Consider the following 23,418-nt stretch of genomic DNA (forward strand, 5'->3'; position numbering starts at 1 on the left):
AATCGATGATATCTGGATCATCGATCATGTCACCATAGCGAGGAGCGCACATGACCGACGTGGCGAGGGTCGGGCCGCTACCGCCCGACGCGCGCACGGAACGCCAGCGCGAACTGCTGGAGCCCGTGCTCGGCCCGGCGGCGGCCAACCTCTTCAGCACGGTCGTGCGCAACGAGGACCTGTACGAGGTCTGGCTGCCGTTCTGCATGAAGCTGCTGCGGCGGTCCGCGCTCCCGCGCCGGGAGCGCGAGCTGGTCATCCTGCGGACGGCGGGCCACCGCCGCGTCCCCTACGAACTGGCGCACCACGAGCGCATCGGCGCCCGCGCCGGGCTCACCGGCGCGGAGATCGCCGCGGCCCGGGACGGCGGCGACGCGGGCTTCGCCGAGCGTGAGCTGACCCTGCTCCGCGCGGTCGACGAGCTCCTCGACGCGGACCGGTTCACGGCCGGGACCTGGTCGGGGCTGCGGGCGCACTACGACGCGGCCCAGCTCGTCGAGCTGCCGATGCTCGTCGGCCACTACGCGCTCCTGGCGATGCTGCTGAACGGCCTGGAGATCCCGCTGGACGAGAAGGAGGACGCGTGAGGGTCGCGGCGCTGCGGGGCCGGCTGGTCCTGATGTCGGACGCGGGCACGGTGGACGTCGCCGAGGCCAGCGCGGGACGGTTCGGACCGGACCCGATGGACGCCTACCGGGACTGGGACGAGTTCCGCGCCTGGGCCGCCGACACCGAGCTGGGCGCGGCGGCGGACTGCGAGCCGCGCGAGCTCACCAACCCCGTCCCGAAGCCCACGCAGGTGTTCGGCGTCGGCGCGAACTACCGCGACCACGTCGAGGAGGCCGGGGCGTCCCCGACCGCCGTCCCGCTGATCTTCACCAAGTTCCCGAGCTGCCTCGCGGGGCCCTTCGAGGACGTCCCGCTGCCCAGCCGCAAGGTCGACTGGGAGGTGGAGCTGGTGGTGGTGATGGGACGGCGAGCCGAGCGCGTCGCGGCCGCGGACGCCTGGTCCCACGTGGCCGGGCTGACCGCCGGGCAGGACATCTCGGAGCGGGTCGTCCAGCTCACCGGCGACCACCCGCAGTTCTCGATGGGCAAGTCGTTCCCGGCCTTCGGGCCGGTCGGGCCGTCCGTGGTCAGCGTCGACGAGTTCGCCGACCCGGACAACCTGGAGCTCGGCTGCGCCATCGACGGCGTGGTGATGCAGAAGGGCCGCACGGAGAACCTGATCTTCTCCGTCCCGGACCTGATCGCCTACCTGTCCGGCATCTGCACGCTGCTGCCGGGCGACCTGATCTTCACCGGGACGCCCGCCGGAGTCGGCGCGTTCCGCAGGCCCCGCCGGTTCCTCGGGCCGGGCGAGACGCTGACGACCTGGGTGGAGGGCGTGGGCGTGATGCGCAACACGATCACCGCGGGCCCGACCTACGTGGCACGTGCGGAGGCGCGCCATGCCTGATCCGAACGCCGCCGACCCGTCCGGGCGGCCCGAGCTGTACGACGTCGGCGGGGTCCTGCTCCCCCGGCCGTTCAAGATCCGCCGGTTCGGCCACTTCGGCTACAACACCGACCGGCTCGACGAGTCCCTGCGCTTCTTCACCGACGTCCTCGGGTTCCGGGTCACCGACGAGGCCGACCTGTTCGAGTCGGTGCCGCCGGAGGTGCGGGCGAAGGCGGAGGCCGTCGTCACCGACCCCCGGATGTACTTCACCTCGCACGGCTCCGACCACCACGCCCTGCTCCTCGCGCACCGCACGTTCGGGACGTTCAACCGCAACGACCGCTACGCGCCCGACAACACGCTGAGCCAGATCACCTGGCAGGTCGGCGGGCTCCGGGAGGTCGCGGACGCGGTCGGCTACCTGCGCGAGCGCGGCGTCCGCATCGGGCGGGTGGGCCGCGACATGCCGGGCAGCAACTGGCACGTCTACTTCCTGGACCCGGACGGCAACACGCTGGAGCTCTACTACGGCATGGAGCAGATCGGCTGGGGCCGCAACTCCAAGCCGCGGGCGATGCACGACCGCGCGTTCGACCGGGCGCCGGAGCTGCCGCAGATGTCGGAGGCCGCCGAGGTCCGGGAGGCGCGGGCGCGCGGCGTCGACGTCGACTCCGGGTGGCGTCCGGACGAGGCGCACCTCGACGAGCGCCACGACGTCGAGGGCGTGCTGCTCCCCCGTCCGTTCAAGGTGACCAAGCTCGGCCCGGTCTCGATGTTCACCGCCGACCTCGACGGGATGCTCGCCTTCTACACCGACGTCATGGGCTTCGCCGTCACCGAGACGGCCGACGTGGACGGCCACCGGGTCGCGTTCCTGCGCCACGGCGCCGAGCACCACAGCCTGGTGCTCGCGGACAAGGCGCTGCGCGAGCGGCTGCGGCTCAGCCCGCACACGTCGAACCTGTCCATGGGCATGGAGGTCGGGACGTACCGGCAGCTCCGCGACGCCGTGGAGTTCCTGACCGAGCGGGGCTTCGAGCGCCGCGACGACCTCCCGGCGGACCTGCACCGCGGCATCGACCTCGCGGCCTACTTCACCGCGCCCGACGGGCACCTGGTGCAGCTCTACTACTACATGGAGACCGTCGGGTGGGACGGCCGCCCGCGCCCGCGCGAACAGCGGCGGGACGTCTCCGGCGCGTGGCCGGAGACGCTCGAACCGCTCAGCGACACCTACACCGACCAGACCTTCATGGGCCCGCTCGGATGAGCGCCGTCGCGATCGTCGGCGCGGGCCCGGTCGGCCAGACGCTGGCGCTGCTGCTCGCCCGGTACGGCGTGGGGAGCGTCCTGGTCGAGCGGTGGGGCCGGCCGTATCCGCTGCCCCGCGCCGTCGCCCTCGCCCACGAGTCGCTGCGGACGCTGCGGCTCGCCGGGTTCGACCGTCCCGACCTGCTGGAGCCGTGGGGCCTGGACGGGCAGGAGTTCGTCTTCCAGGACGCCGCCGGGGAGATCCTCCTGCGGACGTCGTTCGCGCAGGAGTCCGAGTCCGGGCACGCGCAGATGTACGCCTTCTCGCAGCCGCTGCTCGAAGCGGAGCTGGCGGACCTCGTGTCCCGCACGCCCGGCATCGAGGTGCGGCGCGGCTACTCGGCATGCGACATCGAGCAGGGGCGGGACGGCGTGCGCCTGGCGGCCCGCGAGCACGACGGCATGGACTTCGTCCCGGACGGCCGGGAGCTCACGATCGACGCCGCGTACGTCGTCGGCTGCGACGGCGCCAACAGCACCGTCCGGGACCTGCTCGGCCTGGCGCTCGACGCCGACGACTTCCAGCGCCGCTGGTTCGTCGTGGACGTGGACCCGCACCCCGGGACGACGATCACGCCCTACGCGGCGCAGCACCTGGACCCGTCCCGGCCCACCACGCTCATCGCGGGCGGCCCCGGACGCCGCCGCTTCGAGTTCATGGTGATGCCCGGCGACGACGACGCCGCCATGGACACCGACGAGACGGCGTGGCGGCTGCTGGAGCCGTGGGGCGTCCACCCGCGGAACGCGGACCTCGTGCGGCACGCCCTCTACACGTTCGCCGCCCGCGTCGCCCCGCGCTGGCACCGGGGCCGCGGCGTTCTCGCGGGCGACGCCGCGCACCAGATGCCGCCGTTCCTCGGGCAGGGCTTCAACTCCGGGATCCGCGACGCCGCCGACCTCGCATGGCGGCTGGCGCTGCTGGTCGGGGGCGCGACCGCCGACCTGCTCGCCGACTACACGGCCGAGCGGCACGGGCAGGTCCGCGAGATCCTCACCGAGACGGTCGCCGCCGGACGGCTGATCTGCGAGACCGGCCCGGAGCCGGCGCGCCGCCGGGACGAGCGGATGCGGCGGCGCAGCACGGAGGTCCGGCCCGGCAAGGCGGTCTGGCCGCTGCGGCGTGGAACGCTCCGATCCGGCGACCCGGCGGCCGGGACGCTGGGCCTCCAGGCCCGCGTCCGCCGCGCCGGGCGCACCGCGCTCCTCGACGCGGCGACCGACCCGCGCGGGCCCGTCCTGCTGATCGCGCCGGGCCGGCCGCGACCGGACCTGCCCGCCGCGCTGCGGGCGCGCTGGGACGCCATCGGCGGAACCGTCGTCAGGCTCGGCCCCGCCGACGCCGACGCCGACGAGGCGACAGGACCGTTCGCCGATGTCGACGGCGACTACGGACGCTGGTTCGCCCGCCTGGACGCGGCGGCGGTCCTGGTCCGTCCCGACTTCTACCTCTTCGGGTCCGGCGCACGCCTCGCGGACGTGCCGCGACTCCTCGGCGACTTCCTCGCCGCCACCGGGACGGACACTGCCGTGCCGCCCCTCCCTCCGGATCCTCGGGAGCAGCAAGATGCCGTCAATTCGTAACACCTGGGCCGTCTGCGCGGCCGCCGCCCTCGCCGCGGCGACGCTCGCCGGGTGCGGCTCGTCCGACTCCGGCTCCGGGGCGGGCTCCGGCAAGGACACGACCATCCGCGTCGAGGTCGGGCCGTCCTACTGGGAGACGCCGATGCGGATCGCGATCTCCAAGGGCTGGTTCAAGGAGGCCGGATTCGACGTGAAGGCCGTCGAGTACGGGCCCGAGTCGTCCATCCCGCTGGTGCTGAACGGGCAGGCCGACGTGGGCGTGACCGGCCTCGGCACAGTGATCACGCACGCCGCGAAGGGCGTCCCGATCAAGGCCGTGGCGGGCCAGCTCGTCGAGGGTGAGCAGCGCGACCAGCAGCTCGCCTCGGTGGTCGCCCGCAAGGGCAGCGGAATCCGCAGCGTGTCCGACCTCGCCGGGCGCAAGGTCGCGAGCAACGAGCTGAAGGGCCCGTCGGCGGCGCAGGTCGTCCGCCGGACGAACGAGGCGGGCGGCAAGGGCGACGCCATCACGTGGGTCGCCGTCCCGTTCCCGGGGATGGTCGAGGCCATGAAGCGGGGCGACGTCGACGCCGCGGTGTCGGTCGCTCCGTTCACCGACCAGCTCCTCGCGGCCGGCGGCACCTACGTCAGCAAGGTGTCGCGGGCGGGCACGCCGGTGCCGGTCTACTTCGCGAAGAAGGAGTTCCGGCAGAAGCAGTCCGCGAAGGCGGACGCGTTCATGAAGGTGCTGGAGCGCGCCTACGCCTGGGCCAACGAGAACCGCGACGAGGCGCTCGCCGAGTTCGCGAAGACCGCGAACATCCCGCTCAAGGCGGCGCAGGCGCAGCCGAAGATGAAGTGGCAGGCGGCGTTCGACGAGAAGGCCGTCACCGGCAACATCGACGACATGCGCGCGGCGGGCTACCTCAAGGGCTCGATCGGCTACGCGGAGCTGGTCGCGGCCCCGCCGAGCGCGGGCTGACCGGATGACCGGCACGACGCTCGCCCCGGCCCGGTCCGCCCGGGCCGGGGGCGGGGCCGCGCGGCGGCGCGGCCGGGGCCGCGCCGCCCTGCGCGCCGTCTGGGCCCCGGCCCTGCTCGGGGCCGCGCTGTTCGGCGCGTGGCAGCTCGCGGCGGCGGCCGGGGCGACGCCCGGCTCGCTGCCCTCCCCCGCCGACCTCGCGACCTACCTCGGGGAGTCGGTCCTCAAGTCGGAGTTCTGGAGCGCCGTCGGGTCGACGATGCTGTCGTGGACGGCCGGGTTCGCCGTCTCCGTCCTCGTCGGCTGCGCGCTCGGCATGCTCGCCGGGCTGAACGGCGTCGTCGACCGGCTGCTGTTCCCGGTCGTCGAGTTCTTCCGGCCGATCCCGTCGATCGTGTACCTGCCGCTGGTGATCCTGGTGGCGGGCACGGGACGGCTCTCCGTCATGGTCCTCGTCGCCGGGGGCGCGATTTGGCCGGTGCTGCTGCAGACGGTGGCCGGGGTGCACGACACCGACCCCGTCCTGCGCGACATGACCCGCGCCTACGCCTTCACCCGGCGGGAGCGGATGCGGTGGTGCGTGCTGCCGAGCGCGGCGCCGTTCATCGCGACCGGGGTGCGGATCAGCGCCACCATCTCGCTCGTCGTGGTGGTCACCACGGAGCTGGTCGGCACCGGCAAGGGGCTCGGCGGGGTGATGTCCACGGCCTACCAGACGGGGAGCTACGTCGTCCTGTTCGGCACCGGCCTCGCCGCGGCGGTGCTCGGCGTCCTGCTCGACCAGGCGCTCGGACTGCTGGAGAAGCGCGCCCTGCACTGGCACGCCGCCTACCGGGAGGGAGCCCGATGACACGCCTGCTCGCACGGACGGCCACCTACGCGGCCCTGCCGCTGGCCGTCCTCGCGGCCTGGTGGTACCTGACGCGGGGCGGCGAGTCGCTGTACTTCCCGCCGCCCGGCCAGGTCTTCACCCGGTTCAGGGAGAACTGGCTGTTCGCGCTCGTCCCCGAGCACGTGATGCCGAGCCTCGTCCGGATGTTCTCCGGGCTGCTGCTCAGCGTCGTCGTGGGCGTCGCGCTGGGCGTGGCGCTCGGCATGAGCGACCTCGCGCACCGCGCGACCAAGCCGTGGCTGACCCTGCTGCGCTCCACCCCCGGCCCGGTCGTCGTGGTGACGTTCCTCGTCCTGTTCGGGACGGGCTCGGTCGGCAAGGTCCTGATGATCGCGTTCGTGTCGGTGTTCCCGGTGCTGCTGAACACCGTCGACGGCGTCCGCGCGGCCGAACCCGTCCTGCTGGACGTGGCCGCGTCCTACCGGCTGAGCCGCCGGGAGCGCGTCACCCGCATCGTGCTGCCCGGCGCGCTGCCGCAGATCAGCGTCGGCGTCCGCACCAGCGTGGCGCTGGCCTTCATCGTGATGATCGTCAGCGAGTACTTCGGCGGCTCCGACGGGGTCGGCTACTTCACCCGCGACTCGGCCTCGGGCTTCGCGATCCCGGACATGTGGTCGGGGATGCTGCTGCTCGGCCTGCTCGGGATCGCCGTCAACGTCCTCGTCGCCGTCGCGCAGCGGCGGGCCCTGCGCTGGTACGCCGGGGCCAGGGCCGCCGCCAAGAGCTGAGCCGCCAAGAGCTGAGAGGAAAGACCCGGAATGCTCGAAGTCGAAGGACTCGGCCACGTCTACCGGACGGCCTCGGGAGAGGTGGAGGCCGTCCGGCAGGTCGACCTCACGGTGGCCGAAGGGGAGATCGTCACGCTCGTCGGCCCGTCCGGCGCGGGCAAGACGACCCTGCTGCGCAGCCTCGCCGGGCTGCTCCCCTACTCGCGCGGCGAGGTGCGGCTCGGCGGCGACGTCGTCCGGTCGCCGCACCCGGACATGGCGCTGGTCTTCCAGGACTACACGCGGTCGCTGATGCCGTGGGCGACCGTCCGGCAGAACGTGCTGCTGCCGATCCGCAAGAAGGTGCGGTCGCGCGCGGAGCGGGACGCCCGCGTCGACGCGGCGCTCGCCGAGGTCGGCCTCGCCGACGCCGCCGACCGCTACCCCTGGCAGCTCTCCGGCGGGATGCAGCAGCGCGTCGCGCTGGCCCGCGGGCTCGCCTACCGGCCGAAGATGCTGCTGTTCGACGAGCCGTTCGCGTCCGTGGACGCGCAGACCCGCGCCGACCTGGAGGACCTCGTGCTGGACGTGTGCGCGCACCTGCGCATGACGGCGCTGTTCGTCACCCACGACATCGACGAGGCGGCCTACCTCGCGGACCGCATCGTGGTCGTGTCGCACCGGCCGTCGACCGTCCGCGCGGTGCTGGACGTCGACCTGCCGCGCCCGCGCGACCAGGTGACGACGAAGTCGCTGCCCGCGTTCGCCGAGCTGCGCTCGCGCATCTTCCCGCTGCTGCGCGCCGAGTCCGCCGAGGCGACGGCGTGACCGCCGGGTTCGCGGGCCGGATCGGCCGCACCACCCGGGAGTCCCGCCCGTCCTGGCAGGAGGAGCCCGAGGCGCCGCCGGGAGCGCCGAACATCGTGGTCGTCCTGGTCGACGACCTCGGCTACAGCGACGTCGGCCCCTACGGCTCGGAGGTGGACACCCCGCATCTGGACTGGCTGGCCGGGCGGGGCGTCACCATGACGAACTACCACAGCGCGCCGGTCTGCTCGCCCGCGCGGGCCGCGCTGCTGACCGGGATCAACCCGCACCGGGCCGGGTACGCGTCCGTCGCCGACCACGACCTCGGCTTCCCCAACACGGCCGTGGAGATCGCCGACGACGTCGTCACGCTGCCCGAGGAGCTCCGCGCGCACGGCTACGCCACCCTCGCAGTCGGCAAGTGGCACCTGACCAGGGGCGGGCTGATGAACGACGCGGCGTCCCGGCACTCCTATCCGCTGGCCAAGGGGTTCGACCGCTACTACGGCACCATGGAGGGCCTGAACAGCTTCTTCCACCCGAACCGCCTGATCCGCGACAACTCGGTGGTGGAGGCGGACGACCGGGGCGACGGCTACTACCTGACCGACGACCTCACCGACCAGGCCATCTCGATGATCAAGAGCGTGCGGGCGAGCGGCACGAAGCCGTTCTTCCTGTACTTCTGCCACCAGGCGATGCACGGGCCGCTCGGCGCCAAGCCCGCCGACCTCGCGAAGTACCGCGGCCGCTACGCCGCCGGATGGGACGAGACCCGCCGCCGCCGGTTCGCGCGCCAGCTCGAACGGGGCCTGTTCCCGCCCGGCACCGAACTGCCCCCGGACGAGCGGCGGGCCCGGCACTCGGTGCTTCCCTGGGCCGACCTCGGCCCGGACGAGCAGGAGCGCTACGCCCGCTATATGGAGGTCTACGCCGCCATGGTGGACAGCATCGACCAGAGCCTCGGCCGGCTGATCGCCACCATCGAGGCGCTCGGCGAGCTGGACGACACGATCATCGTGTTCACCTCGGACAACGGCGGCACCATGGAGGCCGGGCCGGACGGCACCCGCAGCTACTTCAGCCAGTTCCTCCGCATGCCCGGCCTGCCCGCCGCCTGGGACCGGGACGTCGACCGCGACCTCGACCTGATCGGCGGCCCGCGCGTGATGCCGCACTACCCGCGCGGCTGGGGACGGGTGTCCAACACCCCGTTCCGGCTGTACAAGGCGCACACCTTCGCTGGCGGCGTCCGGGTGCCGTTCATCATCTCGTGGCCGGGCGCGTCCGAGGCCCAGCGCGGGCTGCGCAGCCAGTTCCAGTACGTCACGGACGTCGCCCCCACGCTGCTGGAGCTGGCGGGCGTCGGCCGTACGACCGAGCGGGCGGGAGCTCCCGTCCAGGAGCCGGACGGGGTGAGCTTCCTCCCGGTTCTGACCGACCCGAAGGCGCCCGCGACCCGGCGCGAGCAGTACTCCGAGTACGGCGGGGAACGCGGCTTCTACCGCGACGGCTGGAAGATCCTCACCACCCACGACCCCGGCACTCCCTACGACGACGCGGAATGGGAGCTGTACCACGTCGACAAGGACCCGACCGAGTCCCGCGACGTCTCCGCGCAGCACCCGGAGCTGCGCGCCGAGCTGGCGGCGGCCTGGGAGGACGCGGCCGGACGCAACCGGGTGTTCCCGCTCGACGCCGGGGAGGGCTACCGGGGCGTGGCGCGGCGCCCGTCCGACGAGGCGATGGCGCGCCCGACCCGGATCCTGCCGGGGACGTTCACGCTGGAGCGCTACCGGTCGGCGCGGCTGATCGCGCTGCGCTCGTTCGAGGTCCGGATCGAGATCGGCCACCACGGCCCGGACGACGAGGGAGTGCTGCTAGCCCACGGCGACCAGGGCGGCGGCTACCAGCTCCACGTCGAGGACGGTCGCCTCGCCTTCACCTACAATGCGTTCGGCCATCTGCACGAGTTCGACGCCGGGCGGATGCCGACCGGGCCTGTCACACTCGTCCTGCGGGCGGAGGCCGCGCCGGAGTTCGGGTGGTCGTTCACGGTGGACAGCACGGCCGGGACGGGTTCCGTGCCGATGCTCGCCGCGACGGACCCGCTGCCCATGCTCCTCGTGCTGGCGCCGTTCTCGGGCATCGACGTCGGGATCTGCCGCGGCGGCCCGATCCACTGGGGCCTGTACGAGCGGCACCGCACCTTCCCGTACACCGGCGCGCTCCGCGCGGTGACCTACCTGCCCGGCGAACGCGCCGACTACGACCCGGCGGCGCTGTTCGACCTGACGGTCAGCGCCGCGCGCTTCGAGGACTGAGGAGCCCGACGACAGTGCTGCTGTACGAGCACATCGAGAACGCGGCGCGCCGCCGTCCCGCCGACACGGCGCTGGTGTGCGGCGGCCGCGCCACCACCTACGCCGAGCTGGACGCGGCGGCCCGGCGGATCTGCGCGGTCCTGGCCGCGACGACGGAGCCGGGCGACCGGATCGCCGTGCTGTCGGACAACCGGGCGGAGTTCGTCCAGCTCCTCTTCGCCGTGCCGGGATCCGGCCGGACGCTCGTCCTGCTCAACCCGCGGTCCGGCCCGAACGAGCTGGCCGACGCGGTCCGCCGGTCGGGGGCCCGCGTCCTCGTGACCGAGCCCGCGTTCGCCGACGGCCTCGCGGCGTGGCGCGACCGCGTGCCGCTTCGCGAGGTGGTCTGGATGGACGCCGCCCCGGACGGCTCGGCCGACCCGGACTGGGCCCGCTGGCTGGACGCCGACCCCGCCGGCGCCTGGCCCGTCCGCGACGACGCCTCGGACGCCTGGCTGATCTACACGTCCGGGACGACGGGCCGCTCCAAGGGCGTGGTGCTGTCCCACCGGGCCGTGTCCGCCGCGGCGGCCGGGTTCCTGCTGGCGCTGTCGCCGCGCGGCGGGATGCGGATGCTGATGCCGTTCTCCCTCAGCCACGTCACCGCGCACGCCGCCGTCGCCGTCTTCGCGGCCGGCGGGACGCTGGTGCTCCAGCGGCGCTTCCGCCCGGCCGACTACCTGCGGGCGATCGGGGAGCACCGCGTCACGATCGCCGCCGTCGCGCCCGCCATGCTGGCCATGCTCCTCGCCGAACCCGAGTTGGAACACGCGAACCTGGAGAGCCTCGACGTGCTCTTCTACGGGTCCTCGCCGATCAACCCGGACCTGATCCGCGCCACCATGCGCGCCTTCCCGGGGGTGAGCCTCGTCCAGGCGTACGGGCAGACCGAGTCGACCGGCGCGGCGGTGTGGCTGGACGCCGAGGCGCACCGGCGCGGCGTGGACGGCGAGGAATGGCTGCTGGGCTGCGCGGGGCGTCCCGGACCGCTGGTCGGGATGCGGCTCGTGGACGAGTCGGGCCGCGACGTGCCGTCGGGTGTGCCCGGCGAGGTGCTGCTCCGGGCGGACCAGGTCATGTCGCGCTACTGGGACGACCCGGAGTCCACTCGCGGCGCGCTCTCATCCGACGGCTGGCTGCGCACTGGCGACCTGGGCGTCCTGCACGAGTCGGGGGTGCTGCGGCTGATCGACCGCAAGAAGGATCTGATCATCACGGGTGGCGAGAACGTGTCGAGCGTGGAGGTGGAGAACGCGCTCCTCGCCCATCCGGACGTCCGCGAGGCCGCCGTGGTCGGCGTCCCCGACCCGGTGCTGGGCGAGGCGGTGTGCGCGGTCGTCGTCCGCCGTCCCGGGTCGTCCCTGGACGAGGAGGCCGTCGTCGCCCACGCCCGCGCGGAGCTGGCGTCCTACAAGAAACCGCGGATCGTCCGGTTCGTGGAGGCGTTGCCCCGCAACGCCGCGGGCAAGGTACTGAAGCAGGAGCTGAGGGCGAACGTCTGAGGCCCGCTGCGCTGTATACAATATTTCCTGCACAACGTGGGGCGACGGATGCGGCTGACCCAGTACGCGCACGGTGGCGGATGCGCCTGCAAGATCCCTCCGGGCGAGCTGGAGGAGGTGGTGGCGGGCCTCGGCGGGCGACCGGACGGCGACCTCCTCGTCGGCCTCGACTCCGGCGACGACGCCGCCGTCGTGCGGATCTCCGGCGACACGGCGGTGGTGGCCACGGCCGACTTCTTCACCCCCGTCGTCGACGACCCGTACGACTGGGGCCGGATCGCCGCCGCCAACGCGCTCTCCGACGTGTACGCGATGGGCGGCCGTCCGCTCGTCGCGGTGAACCTGCTGGCCTGGCCTCGGGACGTGCTGCCGTTCGACGTGGCCCGCGAGGTGCTGCGCGGCGGCCTCGACGTCGCCGTCCTCGCCGAGTGCCACGTCGGCGGCGGGCACAGCGTGGACGACCCCGAGCCCAAGTACGGGATGGCGGTGACCGGCATCGCGGACGCCGGCCGCCTGCTGCGCAACGACCGGGGCCGTGCGGGCACGCCGCTCTCGCTCACCAAGCCGCTCGGGCTCGGCGTCCTGAACAACCGGCACAAGGCCACCGGCGAGGTGTTCGAGCAGGCCGTCGCCATCATGACGGAGCTCAACCGCGACGCCGCCGCGGCCGCGCTGAAGGCCGGTGCCGTCTGCGCGACCGACGTGACGGGGTTCGGGCTGCTCGGGCACCTGCACAAACTGGCCCGCGCCTCCGGCGTGTCCGCCGTGGTCGACGCGGCCGCGGTCCCCTACGCGGACGGCGCGCGCGAGGCGGTGCGCGACGGCTACGTCAGCGGCGGGACCAGGCGGAACCTCGACTGGGTCGCCCCGCGCACCGACTTCGGCTCGGCGGACGAGGAGACCCGGCTGCTGCTCGCGGACGCGCAGACCTCCGGCGGCCTCCTGGTCGCCGGTGAGGTGCCGGGGGCGCCGATCGTGGGCGAGCTGGTCGCCGCCCGCGACCGCAGCCTGCTGGTGCGCTGAACCGGAGACTCGTACCGTCCATCGCTTCATACTCTATTTTCTATTGACACACCCGATTTCGTATATGATCCTGTGCCCCAGGCGCCGGTCGGACAGCCACCGGACAGAGGGAGCTCAGATGAGCCGCAGGATCACCGTGCCCGGCGGCTGGTGGCGGCGGCGTCGGGAGGACGGGCCCGCGGGCGGGGCCCGGAAGCCGCCGTGGACGCTCGCCTTCGTCGGCGTCGTCCTGCTGATCGGGATGCACTTCGCCGCCCCGCTGTCGGGCGGCGTCTACGCCTTCACCGACTGGGACGGCTTCAACTCCGCGAACTTCGTCGGCTGGGACAACTTCCGCGAGATCATGGACTCGCAGGTCCAGCGCAACGCGCTGCTCCACACGCTCGTGCTGGCCGCCTGCTACCTCGTGCTGGTCAACGTCGTGGGCCTGGTGCTGGCCCTCGCGCTGAACCGGACGCTTAAGTCGCGCAACGTCCTGCGGACCCTGTTCTTCGCGCCCGCCGTCCTCAGCCCGCTCGCCGTCTCGTACGTCTGGCAGTACATGTTCACCTACGACGGCGCGATCAACCGGATGCTCGGCGGGATCGCCCTGGACTCCCTGCGCCATGAATGGCTCGGCGACCCGTCAACGGCGATCTGGTGCGTGCTGGTCGTCATGGTCTGGCAGCACTCCGGCCAGGCGATGATCATCTATCTGGCCGGGCTGCAGGGCGTGGCCGACGAGCTGGAGGAGGCGGCCGTCATCGACGGCGCGCGGACGTGGATGCGGCTGCGGCGCGTCACGCTGCCGCTGCTCGCGCCCGCGTTCACCATCGTGTCCACGCTGATGCTGATCTCCGGGCTGCGGGTCTTCGACCAGGTGTACGCGCTCACGGGAGGCGGCCCCGTGTACTCGACCGAGACCCTGGCGACGCAGGTCTACCAGCAGACGTTCGTCGAGGGCCGGTTCGGGTTCGGCGCGTCCATCGCGATGGTGATGACCGTGCTGATCTCCATTCTGGGAATCGTCAACATGATGTATCAGCGACGCCGGGAAAGGCGGTTGTAGATGGGTGCCTTCCGGTACACCTCACGGTCTTTCGTCCGCGAGTTAGCGATGATCCTGGCGGCGATGCTGTTCTCGTTACCCTTCTACTTCCTGATCGCCATCTCGCTGAAAAGCGACCGGCAACTCACGCGCGAACCGCTCAAGCCGCCGCTGGCCGACCCGAACTGGGGCAACTACGCGGACGCCTGGTCCAACGGCGGCACGACGGGCGGCATGGGACGCGCGTTCTTCAACACGGTGATCATCACGGTCGGCAGCGTGGTCTGCCTGGTATTGGTGTCGTCGATGACGGCGTACGTGATCGCCAGGCGGACGTCGAAGCTGAGCAACGGGCTCTACGTCCTGTTCGTGATCGGGTTCATCATGCCCGCCACGCTCGGTCTCGTGCCGGTCTACGTCGTCATGCGCAGCGCGGGCCTGCTCGCCACCTACCACGGGATCATCATCCTGCACACGGCGGGCATCCTGCCCTTCGCCGTGTTCCTCTACGTGGGTTTCATCCGCGCGCTGCCCACGGAATATGAAGAGGCCGCGCAGGTGGACGGCGCCGGGATGCTCCGCACATTCTTTCGGGTCGTGATCCCCTTGCTGCGGCCGATCACCACGACCGTGGCGATGCTGTCCGGGCTGATCGTGTGGAACGACTTCTTCATCGCGCTCATCTTCATGAGCGGCAGCTCGATCGGGACTTTGCCGGTCGCGCTGAACTCCTTCGTCAACGAGAACTACACCCAGTGGAACCTTGTGTTCGCGGGGGCGACGATCGCCATTCTCCCCGTGCTCGGCGTCTTCGTCGTCGCGCAGCGGCAGTTCGTCCGAGGCTTGGCCGGCGGAATCCGAGGCTGACCATGGGAACGATCGGCATTCGCGGGCTGGGCAAGGTGTACCCGGGCGGGACGCGGGCGCTCCGCGACCTCGACCTGGAGATCGCGGACGGCGAGTTCATGGTCTTCGTCGGGCCGTCCGGCTGCGGCAAGACGACCGCGCTCCGCATGATCGCCGGGCTGGAGACGATCGAGGAAGGCGAGATCAGCATCGGCGGGACGGTCGTGAACCGGGTCGAGCCCCGCAAGCGCGACGTCGCCATGGTCTTCCAGAACTACGCCCTCTACCCGCACATGAGCGTCTACGACAACATCGCCTTTCCCTTGCAGTGCGAGGGCAGGCGCAAGCAGGAGATCAAGGAGCGGGTGGAGGAGGCCGCCCGGCTCCTCGGCCTCGACGAGCTGCTGAAACGCAAGCCGCGCGCGCTGTCGGGCGGTCAGCGGCAGAGGGTCGCGATGGGGCGGGCGATCGTCCGCAAGCCACAGGCGTTCCTGCTGGACGAGCCGCTCTCCAACCTGGACGCGAAGCTGCGCATGCAGATGCGGGCCGAGCTGTCCACCGTCCAGCGGACGCTCGGCGTCACCACCGTCTACGTCACCCACGACCAGGTCGAGGCGATGACGATGGGCACGCGGATCGCCGTCATGCGCGACGGGCTGCTCCAGCAGGAGGGCACTCCCGAGCTGGTGTACGGACGTCCGAGCAACATGTTCGTGGCGACGTTCATCGGGTCGCCCGGCATGAACCTGCTGAGCTGCCCGCTGGTCGCCGACGGCCCGGACGACCTGCGCTGCGTCGTGGGCGAGGAGCGGATTCCGGCGCCGCGCGAGATGCACCGGGCGCTGGAGCGCTTCGCCGGTTCGGAGGTCGTCGTCGGCGTCCGTCCGGAGAAGCTCACCGACGCGCCGCGCGCCGCAGCCGGGGACGCCGCCGGGCGGCTGCGCGGCGAGGTGACGGTCGTGGAGATGCTCGGGCACGAGCGGCTCGTCCAGGTGGAGCTCCCCGGACGGCCGGTGGCCGCCGACCCCGGCGCCGCGGACAAGGTCACCGTGTACGCGCGGTTCTCGCCCGCGTCCCCGGTGAAGCCGCTGGAGACCGTCGCCATCCCGGTGAACCCGGCCGACCTGCACTTCTTCGACCCCGAGACCGGGGAGGCGATCAGATGACGGACGACTTCGAGATCCTCGTCGCGGGCGGCGGCGTGGCCGGGCTGACCGCCGGGTTGTTCGCCGCCCGCAACGGACGCCGGACAGGGCTGCTGCTCGGCGACGGCATCGGCGGCGGGCACCTGATCGGCGTCGGCCGCATCGAGGACTTCCCCGGCTTCCCCGAGGGCGTCCCCGGCTACGACCTGTGCCCGATGATCCAGGAGCAGGCGCAGGACGCGGGCGTCGAGTTCGTGACGAGCGCCCTCAAGGGCCTCGCCCCGGCGGACGGCGGCTGGGCGGCCACCACCGGCGACGGCGAGGTCCGCGCCGGAGCCGTCATCGTCGCGACCGGGTCGGCGCTGCGCGCGCTGGAAGTGCCGGGCGAGGAGAGGCTGCGCGGGCACGGCGTCTCGAGCTGCGCGACGTGCGACGGGCCGCTGCACCGGGGCAAGGCCGTCGCCGTCGTCGGCGGCGGCGACTCCGCGCTGCTGGAGGCGCTGGAACTGACCGACCACGTGGAGCGGGTCGTGCTGTTGCATCGCGGTGAGAGCCTCACCGGGCAGCACACGTACGCGAGGCGCGTCCTGGAGCACCCGTCGATCGAGGTGCGCGGCTCGACCGCCGTCGAGGAGATCGTCGGCGACACCGCCGTGGCAGGCGTCAAGATCAGGCACACCGGCACGGGCGAGACGGCGGAAGAGCAGGTCGCCGGCGTGTTCGTGTACGTGGGGCTGCGTCCGCAGACCGACATGCTGCGCGGCCTGCTCCCGCTGGCCGACGACGGGCGCGTCCCGACGGACGGCGCCATGCGCACCGCCCTGCCCGGAGTGTTCGCGGCGGGCGACATCAGGACCGACTCGGCCGCGCAGGCGGTCGCCGCGGCGGGCGACGGCGCGACCGCCGCGCTCGCCGCGCACCGCCACCTCGCCGACCCCGGCCGTCCGTGGCCGGTCCTTTCCGCCCCTTGAAAGGGCTCGGCTCAGCCCCGGGTGGCGTCCCAGGACTCGTCCATGGCCTTGAGGATGTCGTCGACGGTCCGGGTCTTGTTGTAGAGGCCCGCCATCATCTTGTAGGCGGCCAGCGCCGGGGCGTCGGAGGGCCACATGGTGCTGGCGCCCAGGCTGTACCTGCCCTGCTTGGCCAGCGGTTCCAGCGGCTTCAGGAAGGCGGGCAGCTCACCGCGCGCCATCTGGGCGGGAGAGAAGGAGCCGGTCGCCGTGGCGAGCTGGTCGCGCCGCTGCGCCACGAAGTCGAGGAACTCGATCGACTGCTTGACGTGCTTGCCGTGGGCGGCCACCGACATCGCGCCCACCTCCAGTGGGAGCGTGCTGCTGCGCCGTCCCGGCACCGGGATCGCGGCCCACTTGCGCTTCGGGTTCCGCGCGGTGACATAGGTCGAGGCCGTCGACGGCCCGATCCCCATCGCGGCCTTGTCGCCCTTGATCTGGAGGTTCTTGCCCTCCTCGGTGGTGCGGCCCGCCCCGCCGGGGTAGTAGCAGTCCGCGTTGATCATGTCGACGACCTGCTGGAAGGTCTGCCGCCAGCCCGGCGTGGTCTGGAACCTGACCTGCCCGGCGGCACGCTGCTCGTCCCAGTCCGGGTCGTCGCTGTAGACGTTGGCGGCGGAGAAGGACTGCAACAGCATGCGATTGCCCGCCGGGTCGGCGGCTCCCGGCACCAGCGCGTACTTGCCGTGCTTGCGGATCTCCCCGCAGAGCTTCAGCAGGTCGGCGAACGTCGACGGCGGCTTCAACCCCCACCCCTTCAGCTCGTCGACCGTGTAGTCCATGAACTCCGTGGACATGCCCGTGACCAGGGCGTACACCTTGCCCTTGTAGGTGACGGTGGGGGCCAGCAGCGGCGGCAGGCCCTTCGTCCACGGCTTGGAGCTGAGGTCCTCCAGGCGGTGGGCCTTGGCGAGCTTGTAGAGCGGCAGCCCGGTGGCGCCGCCGCCCGATCCGGGCGAGATGCCGAGGATGTCGGGCGGGTTTCCGGCCTGGATCTCGGTGGTCGCGGCCGGGCCGATCTTCGGCGCGGGCATGTACCGCACCGTCATCTTGATGCGCGGCGCGTTGGCGGTGTTGAACTCCTTCACGAGCGCGTCGAGCCCGGTCTTGACCGCGGGGGACGCGTACATCCGCAGCGACGCGTCGCCCGAGCCGCCGCCGGACCCGCCGCAACCGGCGGCCATCACCGTCAGCGCCGAGGCCCCGGCGATGGAGGCGATCCAGGCGGGCCGCCTTCCGCGGCCCCGCCCTCCGTGCCGGTTCCCGGGGAGCGTGGGAGGTCGGCCCCCCACGGGGAAGCCGAGCGGTCTGCCTTCCATGGGTCCTGGTCCTCCTCTGTGCCGGTTGCCTGTCACGGGCGCGCACCCTCCGTGCTCAGCGCCATTCGTCGACGGACACGGTCCGGCCGGACAGCGACCGGTCCAGCTTGGTGCCGTTGGCCATGCCTTCGAGGACGCTCCAGGCGGCGGCGCTCCGTCCGCCGACGACGATGACGTGGACGTCCTCGGGGACGTTGATCCGCACCTGCTCGTCGGGATCCGCCGCCAGGTAGCTCGCCCACGGCTCCTCGCCCGCGCGGGCGCGGTAGCCGAAGAACAGCTCCTGGAGGCCGTGGCCCCACCAGCGGCGCGCGGTCATCCGCCCGGTGTCGGAGATGAACTCGATGAGGTCCGCCTTGCGGGCGAAGCCCTGGTGCTCGACGAGGTTCTGCGCGGCCAGGGGGTCGAGCAGCAGCACGACGCCGCCGCTCGCCCGGGTGGCGTTGAAGATCCGCCGGGCGGAGTGCTCGCGCCAGTCGTCCGCGATCCCGCCCGATGTGATCATGGTGCGGACGCCGCGGAAGATCGTCGCGGTGCTGTCGCCGGGCGCGAAGCCGTGCTGGACGTGGTACGGCTCCCACGGGCTGCGCTCCTCGTTCTCGGCGAACGTGAGGTTCGTGAACGAGAACGGGTTGCCGAGCGACCCCATGTAGCTGATCCCGGGCGCCGAGCCGCCCTGGAGGTTCTGCGATCCGATGCCATAGGCGCGTCCGATCGTGGCATTGGCCCGGCTGTAGGGGCCGAGCGCGCCGATCCCGGAGTTCATCCCGATCTCGTCGCGGACCGGGCCGTTGACCACGACCGCCTCCGACATGGAGGAAATGCTGCTGTGCCGGGCGGAGTAGCCGCTGCCGAGCAGCGCGAGGATCACCGGGAGGTACTCGGGCCTCGCCCCCGCCATCACAGCGTTCGCGGCGGCCTGCTCGACGGTGAACTCCCAGTAGTCGCGGGTGGACGCGGCCCGGAGCCTGCCGACGACCTCGCCGGGCGCGCGGCTCGTCCCGGCGAGCATCGCGGCGACGCGCTCCTCGGTGGGCAGGACGATCGGCAGCTTGTCGGTCCAGCCGTTCTCCAGGAACAGGTCGTGCAGGTCGTCCTCGGTGGCGGGCTCCAGCAGCCGGGACCGCGCCCGCTCGAACGTCGCCCCGGCCATGTCGGCGTCGTCGAGCGGCCTGGTCAGCCCGTCGAAGAGGTCCCTGGAGAACGGGTTGCCGGAGACGGGGTTGTCACCCTCGACGTATCCGCGCAGCTCGGCGGACGTGCGGCCGGGCACCGGCGAGGGCACGAAGGCGTGCCGCAGCGTCGGGACGCCCGCGAGTCGGCTGGTCGACGCGACGAGCCGCGCGAACGCGTCCGCGTGGACGGAGACGGTGGGAACGCGGTACTCGGACTCGAGCCGCGTGGCGTGGCCGGCGACCGCCGGCGCGCAGCCGCTTCAAAGGCCGACGCCGAGGATCGCCGCGTCCCCCTCCGCCGCGATCCGCGCGTACAGGTCGGGCGCCGGGTCGAACGGCGTGGACAGGTGCTCGGTCACGGTCGTGATGCCGGGCCGGTGCTCGTGGAGGGAGGCGCGGAGCTGGTCGACGAAGTCGGCGGAGTTCTCGAAGCCCGCGTCCACGAGGAAGACCGTCCGGCCTTCCAGGCTGTCGGGCCGCGGGGCCAGCGACTTGCCGCCCACGGTCGGCGCGTTGCCCTCAGGGTTGAACACCGTGATCTTTCCGGCCATGACGCTCCCTCTCCGCGCCGCGATCGTGGCGATCCGTCGCGCGAAATCAGGACGAATGTTCGGATAGTTGATTCTGTGCGCGGGTGTTGATGTTGTCAACAGACCGGATGTCCGGTTCTCAGGGCTCGGCGACGTGCGGCGGCACGGATGTTTGTCATCCGAACAGGGCTCCCGCATGATGAGCGGATGACTCCGCGCTCTCGCCGCCGGACGTCGCCGAGGTGATCGCCGCCGGACGCCGCCGCCCGGATCGGGGCCGACCCGCGCGCCGCGCGCGACCGAACCGGCCGCCACCCACGCGGGAGGAGGAGGCATGCATGTGATCGCCACCGCCGGGCACGTCGACCACGGCAAGTCCACGCTGGTCAGGGCGCTGACCGGGATGGAGCCCGACCGGCTGGAGGAGGAGCGCAGGCGGCGCCTCACCATCGACCTCGGGTTCGCCTGGACGACGCTGCCGGGCGCGGGCGAGGTCGCCTTCGTCGACGTCCCCGGGCACGAGCGGTTCGTCGCCAACATGCTCGCCGGGGTCGGCCCGGCGCCCGCCGTGCTGTTCGTCGTCGCCGCCGACGAGGGCTGGATGCCGCAGAGCGCCGAGCATCTGGAGGCGCTGGACGCGCTCGGGGTGTCCCACGGCGTGCTGGCGGTCACCCGCTCCGACCTCGCCGACCCGGCCCCGGCGATCGCGGAGGCGCGCGAGTGGACGGCGGGCGGGACGCTGCGCGACCTGCCCGCCGTCGCGGTCAGCGCGGCCACCGGCGCCGGGCTCGACGACCTCCGCGCGGCCCTCGTCGCCCTGGTCGCCGGGCTGCCCCGGCCGGACGCCGCCGCGCCCGTGCGGCTGTGGGCGGACCGGTCGTTCTCCGTGCGCGGCGCCGGGACCGTCGTCACCGCCACGCTCGGCGCGGGCACGGTCCAAGTAGGTGATGAGCTGCTCAACACCGAGGGTCGGGCGGTCCGGGTGCGGGGCATCGAGGCGCTGGGCGAGCGGCGGGACCGGGTGACCGCCACCGCGCGGGTCGCGCTCAACCTGCGCGGCGTCGACCGCGCCGACGTGCCGCGCGGGCTGCCGCTGCTCACGCCCGGCGCGTGGCGGACCGCGTCCGAGGTGGACGTGGAGCTGCGCCCGACCTCGTCGACCGCGCCGCCGGAGCGGCTCGTCCTGCACATCGGGACCGCCGCCGTGCCGTGCCGGCTGCGCCCGCTCGGCCCGGCGCACGGGCGGCTGCGGCTGGACCGCCCGCTGCCGCTGCGGTACGGGGACCGCGCCGTCCTCCGCGACCCGGGGCGCCGCCGGATCGCCGCGGGCCTGCGCGTCCTGGACGTCGACCCGCCGCCGCTCCGCAGGCGCGGCGCGGCGCGGGTCCGGGCCGCCGAGCTGGCCGGGGTGCGGACGGCCGCGGACGTCGCAGCCGACCGGCTGAGCCGCGGCCTGCTGCGAGGCACCGAACTCGCCGCGATGGGATTGCCCGCGCCGGGCACGCCCCGGCACGGCGACTGGTGGACGTCCGACGAACGCTGGGCCCAGTACGCGGCGGACCTCGCCGAAGCCGAACGGCGGCACCGGGCCGACCATCCGCTGGAGCCGGGGATGCCGGTGGCGGCGGCCGTCCAGCGGCTCGGCCTGCCCGACCCCGCGCTGGTGCCCGCACTGGCCGCGGACGCGGGACTCGACTGCGCCTCCGGCCTGCTCACGCCGCCCGGCCACGTGGCCGCGCTGCCCGGCGCGCTGGACGAGGCCGTCCGGTCCCTGGAGCTCGACCTCTCCGCCGCCCCGTTCGCCGCGCCGACCGCCGACCGGCTCGCCGAGCTGGGCCTCGGCAACGCCGAACTCGCCGCCGCCGAGCGGCTCGGGCGCCTGGTGCGCGTCGCGCCGGGGATCGTCCTGCTTCCCGACGTGGACCGCCGCGCGCTGGACGTCCTCAAGGCGCTGCCGCAGCCGTTCACGCTGAGCGCCGCCCGGCAGGCGATGGGCACGACGCGGCGGGTGGCCGTCCCGCTGCTGGAACTGCTGGCCTCGCGCGGCCTGACCCGCCGCACCACCGACGACGAACACGAGATAACCGGGTAGGCCCTGGGCAGCGGACGCACCCGGGGACGGCCCGGTGTCAGGCGGGCGGCGGGGTGTTCCGCCGGAGCCGCGCCGCGTGCAGGATGTGCTCGGTCATGGAGCGCCGCGCGTCGTAGGGGTCGCCGCGTTCCAGGGCGTCGATGATCCGGCGGTGGTCGTCCGAGAGGGACTGGGCGTTCTTCTCGTCCTTCCAGATGGTCATTCGCGGCGGGACGAACGCCCAGAGGGAGGCGGCCTGCAGCGCCACCAGCGACGACCCCGCCTCGTAGATGGCGAAGTGGAGCGCGCGGTTCAGCACCGGCAGCCGCGACTCGTCGCCCGCCTCGATCGCGTCGTTCAGGTCCTGGTGGGCGGCGCGGATGCGGTCGAGGGCGGCGTCCTCCATCCGCTCGACGGCGAGGGCGGTGGCGAGGCCCTCGACCTCCGAGCGCAGGAGGTGGAGGTCCTCGATCTCCTGGGGGCTCATGTCCTTGACGGTGGCGCCCCGGTGGGACTCGTATTTCAGCGCGCCCTCCGCCTCCAGCAGGCGAAATGCCTCGCGCACCGGTGTGGGGCTGACGCCGTAGCGCTTCGCCACGTCGGTCTGCCGCAGGCTCGTGCCGGGCTTGATGAGCCCGTCCGCGATCTCCCGGCGCAGCCGCTCCAGGACGTAGGCGGTCTTGCTCAACGGCGGACCGCTCGCCGTTGGATCCGTCACGCTCGACACGTCGTCCTCCGGGAGTCAAAACAGCGGACCTAGAGAATACTCTATCGACTATGGAAGATCCGCTCTTCCTGGTGCCCGAGGTGACCGCGCGTGGAGCCAGTTTCACCCTCCAGAAATTTTATAGAATATAGTCAGCCGTCGTGCGCAAGCGTGGAGATGTCCCTGTCGGCGTCGGCCGCCCCTAGGTGGTGTGCCAGGATCCGGGTGATCGTGGGGAGCAGGTCGAGCCGCGTGCCGAGGCTCTCGGCGAACTCCGCGACCAGGGTCGCGTCCTTGTGCAGGATCCGGGTGCTGCCGCGCACCGGTCCCGGCTCCTCCGCCAGCCGCGCGACCAAGACCTGGAGCATCGTGGAGTCGGCGGCCGTCCCCGCCAGCAGTCCGGCGACGGCGGTCTCCGCGAGTCCTGCCGCCTCCGCCAGCCGGACCGTCTCGGCCGCCGCGACGACGTGCGCCGCGACTAGGTGCTGGTGCAGGAGTTTCACGGTCGTCCCCGCGCCGAGCGGGCCGCACGCCACGACGCGGGACGAGTACGCGGCGATCACAGGCTCGGCCGCGCGCAACGCGTCCGGGTCGCCTCCGGCGAAGACCGTCAGCGTCCCGGCGACCGCCGACTCGGTGCCGCCGGAGAACGGCGCGTCGAGGACGCGGCAGCCGGTCCCGGCGAGCGAGCCGAGCGCGACCGCGTCCCGCACCGCGACCGTCGAGTGGTTCACCAGGACGTGGTCCGAGCCGACGAGCGGCGCCAGCTCGGCGGCGACGCCGCGCACCGCCGCCGCCGTGGGGAGGACGAGCAGCAGCACCGGCGCCGTCTCGACCAGCGCGGCCAGGTCGTCCACGCGCTCGGCCTCGGTCGTCCCCCCGAAGGGGTCGTAACCGAGCACCCGCCGGCCCTCCCCCGCGAGGCGGTCGGCGAGGCGTCCGCCCATCGCCCCTAGCCCGACGACCCCGACGACCGTCTCCGCGTCCGGACGCATCAG

The 23,418-nt window shown here is 72.9% G+C and carries 21 protein-coding genes; 16 read left to right on the plus strand and 5 right to left on the minus strand.

Annotated features, from left to right (window positions below; translation table 11 throughout):
• Positions 1 to 50: 50 nt before the first annotated feature.
• From FXF65_RS35875 to FXF65_RS35945, 15 genes are all read left to right on the plus strand, one after another.
• Positions 51 to 587, plus strand: a complete 537-nt coding sequence (locus tag FXF65_RS35875; protein WP_148354527.1) for a carboxymuconolactone decarboxylase family protein — start codon at positions 51 to 53, stop codon at positions 585 to 587.
• Complete coding sequence (locus FXF65_RS35880) at positions 584 to 1,459, plus strand: fumarylacetoacetate hydrolase family protein (RefSeq protein WP_148354528.1); 876 nt, start codon at positions 584 to 586, stop codon at positions 1,457 to 1,459. The genes FXF65_RS35875 and FXF65_RS35880 overlap by 4 nt, the downstream gene beginning before the upstream one ends.
• Positions 1,452 to 2,711, plus strand: coding sequence for a VOC family protein (locus FXF65_RS35885; RefSeq protein ID WP_148354529.1), 1,260 nt, complete (start codon positions 1,452 to 1,454; stop codon positions 2,709 to 2,711). Before FXF65_RS35880 ends, FXF65_RS35885 begins: the two co-directional genes overlap by 8 nt.
• On the plus strand, positions 2,708 to 4,336 hold the full coding sequence (locus tag FXF65_RS35890; RefSeq protein ID WP_148354530.1) for a bifunctional 3-(3-hydroxy-phenyl)propionate/3-hydroxycinnamic acid hydroxylase: 1,629 nt from the start codon (positions 2,708 to 2,710) through the stop codon (positions 4,334 to 4,336). The genes FXF65_RS35885 and FXF65_RS35890 overlap by 4 nt, the downstream gene beginning before the upstream one ends.
• Entirely contained in the window at positions 4,320 to 5,297 is a 978-nt protein-coding gene (locus tag FXF65_RS35895) for an ABC transporter substrate-binding protein (protein ID WP_148354531.1), read from the plus strand. The genes FXF65_RS35890 and FXF65_RS35895 overlap by 17 nt, the downstream gene beginning before the upstream one ends.
• 4 nt (positions 5,298 to 5,301) lie before the next feature.
• Positions 5,302 to 6,147: an ABC transporter permease gene (locus FXF65_RS35900; RefSeq protein WP_148354532.1), complete on the plus strand. Its 846-nt coding sequence runs from the start codon at positions 5,302 to 5,304 to the stop codon at positions 6,145 to 6,147.
• A complete protein-coding gene (locus FXF65_RS35905; protein WP_148354533.1) occupies positions 6,144 to 6,917 on the plus strand; it encodes an ABC transporter permease in 774 nt (257 codons plus the stop codon). Before FXF65_RS35900 ends, FXF65_RS35905 begins: the two co-directional genes overlap by 4 nt.
• Before the next feature lie 30 nt (positions 6,918 to 6,947).
• Positions 6,948 to 7,724 (plus strand): ABC transporter ATP-binding protein, encoded by a 777-nt coding sequence (locus tag FXF65_RS35910; RefSeq protein ID WP_148354534.1) that lies wholly within the window; start codon positions 6,948 to 6,950, stop codon positions 7,722 to 7,724.
• A complete protein-coding gene (locus FXF65_RS35915; RefSeq protein WP_148354535.1) occupies positions 7,721 to 10,027 on the plus strand; it encodes an arylsulfatase in 2,307 nt (768 codons plus the stop codon). The genes FXF65_RS35910 and FXF65_RS35915 overlap by 4 nt, the downstream gene beginning before the upstream one ends.
• 14 nt (positions 10,028 to 10,041) lie before the next feature.
• Complete coding sequence (locus tag FXF65_RS35920; RefSeq protein ID WP_187412689.1) at positions 10,042 to 11,568, plus strand: class I adenylate-forming enzyme family protein; 1,527 nt, start codon at positions 10,042 to 10,044, stop codon at positions 11,566 to 11,568.
• 36 nt (positions 11,569 to 11,604) lie between these two features.
• Positions 11,605 to 12,591: a selenide, water dikinase SelD gene (selD, locus tag FXF65_RS35925; protein ID WP_246199341.1), complete on the plus strand. Its 987-nt coding sequence runs from the start codon at positions 11,605 to 11,607 to the stop codon at positions 12,589 to 12,591.
• Between the two features lie 118 nt (positions 12,592 to 12,709).
• Positions 12,710 to 13,639 (plus strand): carbohydrate ABC transporter permease, encoded by a 930-nt coding sequence (locus FXF65_RS35930; RefSeq protein WP_222868912.1) that lies wholly within the window; start codon positions 12,710 to 12,712, stop codon positions 13,637 to 13,639.
• Positions 13,640 to 13,702: 63 nt separating this feature from the next.
• A complete protein-coding gene (locus FXF65_RS35935) occupies positions 13,703 to 14,485 on the plus strand; it encodes a carbohydrate ABC transporter permease (RefSeq protein WP_187412690.1) in 783 nt (260 codons plus the stop codon).
• 2 nt (positions 14,486 to 14,487) lie between these two features.
• A complete protein-coding gene (locus FXF65_RS35940) occupies positions 14,488 to 15,630 on the plus strand; it encodes an ABC transporter ATP-binding protein (protein WP_148354538.1) in 1,143 nt (380 codons plus the stop codon).
• The gene (locus FXF65_RS35945) at positions 15,627 to 16,580 is read left to right on the plus strand and encodes an NAD(P)/FAD-dependent oxidoreductase (RefSeq protein WP_148354539.1); all 954 of its coding nucleotides are present in this window, start codon (positions 15,627 to 15,629) and stop codon (positions 16,578 to 16,580) included. Before FXF65_RS35940 ends, FXF65_RS35945 begins: the two co-directional genes overlap by 4 nt.
• An 11-nt stretch (positions 16,581 to 16,591) precedes the next feature.
• Here the strand turns inward: FXF65_RS35945 and FXF65_RS35950 are convergent, their stop codons facing one another.
• The 3 genes from FXF65_RS35950 to FXF65_RS35960 all read right to left on the minus strand — a co-directional run bounded on the left by FXF65_RS35950 (position 16,592) and on the right by FXF65_RS35960 (position 19,664).
• The gene (locus FXF65_RS35950) at positions 16,592 to 17,938 is read right to left on the minus strand and encodes an ABC transporter substrate-binding protein (RefSeq protein ID WP_148354540.1); all 1,347 of its coding nucleotides are present in this window, start codon (positions 17,936 to 17,938) and stop codon (positions 16,592 to 16,594) included.
• Positions 17,939 to 17,993: 55 nt separating this feature from the next.
• Positions 17,994 to 19,223, minus strand: a complete 1,230-nt coding sequence (locus FXF65_RS35955; RefSeq protein WP_148354541.1) for a hypothetical protein — start codon at positions 19,221 to 19,223, stop codon at positions 17,994 to 17,996.
• A 150-nt stretch (positions 19,224 to 19,373) separates the two neighbouring features.
• Positions 19,374 to 19,664 (minus strand): UGSC family (seleno)protein, encoded by a 291-nt coding sequence (locus FXF65_RS35960; RefSeq protein ID WP_148354542.1) that lies wholly within the window; start codon positions 19,662 to 19,664, stop codon positions 19,374 to 19,376.
• Between the two features lie 313 nt (positions 19,665 to 19,977).
• Between FXF65_RS35960 and selB the strand changes: the two genes are divergently transcribed.
• A complete protein-coding gene (gene selB, locus FXF65_RS35965; protein ID WP_148354543.1) occupies positions 19,978 to 21,735 on the plus strand; it encodes a selenocysteine-specific translation elongation factor in 1,758 nt (585 codons plus the stop codon).
• Between the two features lie 37 nt (positions 21,736 to 21,772).
• On the opposite strand, the gene FXF65_RS35970 is transcribed toward selB, so the two are convergent.
• Entirely contained in the window at positions 21,773 to 22,432 is a 660-nt protein-coding gene (locus FXF65_RS35970) for a GntR family transcriptional regulator (protein WP_187412691.1), read from the minus strand.
• Positions 22,433 to 22,572: 140 nt separating this feature from the next.
• Positions 22,573 to 23,415 carry an NAD(P)-dependent oxidoreductase gene (locus FXF65_RS35975; protein WP_148354545.1) on the minus strand — a complete coding sequence of 281 codons (843 nt, stop codon included), beginning with the start codon at positions 23,413 to 23,415 and terminating at the stop codon, positions 22,573 to 22,575.
• Positions 23,416 to 23,418 lie beyond the last annotated feature (3 nt).

This window comes from Actinomadura syzygii (genome assembly GCF_008085905.1).
Lineage (GTDB): Bacteria > Actinomycetota > Actinomycetes > Streptosporangiales > Streptosporangiaceae > Spirillospora > Spirillospora syzygii.

Excerpts from the sequence above, each read along its gene's own strand:
- FXF65_RS35935 (WP_187412690.1), top strand. The coding sequence starts at position 13,703 with ATGCTGTTCTCGTTACCCTTCTACTTCCTGATCGCCATCTCGCTGAAA.
- FXF65_RS35975 (WP_148354545.1), bottom strand. The coding sequence starts at position 23,415 with ATGCGTCCGGACGCGGAGACGGTCGTCGGGGTCGTCGGGCTAGGGGCG.
- FXF65_RS35890 (WP_148354530.1), top strand. The coding sequence starts at position 2,708 with ATGAGCGCCGTCGCGATCGTCGGCGCGGGCCCGGTCGGCCAGACGCTG.
- FXF65_RS35905 (WP_148354533.1), top strand. The coding sequence starts at position 6,144 with ATGACACGCCTGCTCGCACGGACGGCCACCTACGCGGCCCTGCCGCTG.
- FXF65_RS35960 (WP_148354542.1), bottom strand. The coding sequence starts at position 19,664 with ATGGCCGGAAAGATCACGGTGTTCAACCCTGAGGGCAACGCGCCGACC.
- FXF65_RS35900 (WP_148354532.1), top strand. The coding sequence starts at position 5,302 with ATGACCGGCACGACGCTCGCCCCGGCCCGGTCCGCCCGGGCCGGGGGC.
- FXF65_RS35895 (WP_148354531.1), top strand. The coding sequence starts at position 4,320 with ATGCCGTCAATTCGTAACACCTGGGCCGTCTGCGCGGCCGCCGCCCTC.
- FXF65_RS35930 (WP_222868912.1), top strand. The coding sequence starts at position 12,710 with ATGAGCCGCAGGATCACCGTGCCCGGCGGCTGGTGGCGGCGGCGTCGG.
- FXF65_RS35945 (WP_148354539.1), top strand. The coding sequence starts at position 15,627 with ATGACGGACGACTTCGAGATCCTCGTCGCGGGCGGCGGCGTGGCCGGG.
- FXF65_RS35940 (WP_148354538.1), top strand. The coding sequence starts at position 14,488 with ATGGGAACGATCGGCATTCGCGGGCTGGGCAAGGTGTACCCGGGCGGG.
- FXF65_RS35875 (WP_148354527.1), top strand. The coding sequence starts at position 51 with ATGACCGACGTGGCGAGGGTCGGGCCGCTACCGCCCGACGCGCGCACG.
- FXF65_RS35950 (WP_148354540.1), bottom strand. The coding sequence starts at position 17,938 with ATGGAAGGCAGACCGCTCGGCTTCCCCGTGGGGGGCCGACCTCCCACG.
- selB (WP_148354543.1), top strand. The coding sequence starts at position 19,978 with ATGCATGTGATCGCCACCGCCGGGCACGTCGACCACGGCAAGTCCACG.
- FXF65_RS35910 (WP_148354534.1), top strand. The coding sequence starts at position 6,948 with ATGCTCGAAGTCGAAGGACTCGGCCACGTCTACCGGACGGCCTCGGGA.
- FXF65_RS35885 (WP_148354529.1), top strand. The coding sequence starts at position 1,452 with ATGCCTGATCCGAACGCCGCCGACCCGTCCGGGCGGCCCGAGCTGTAC.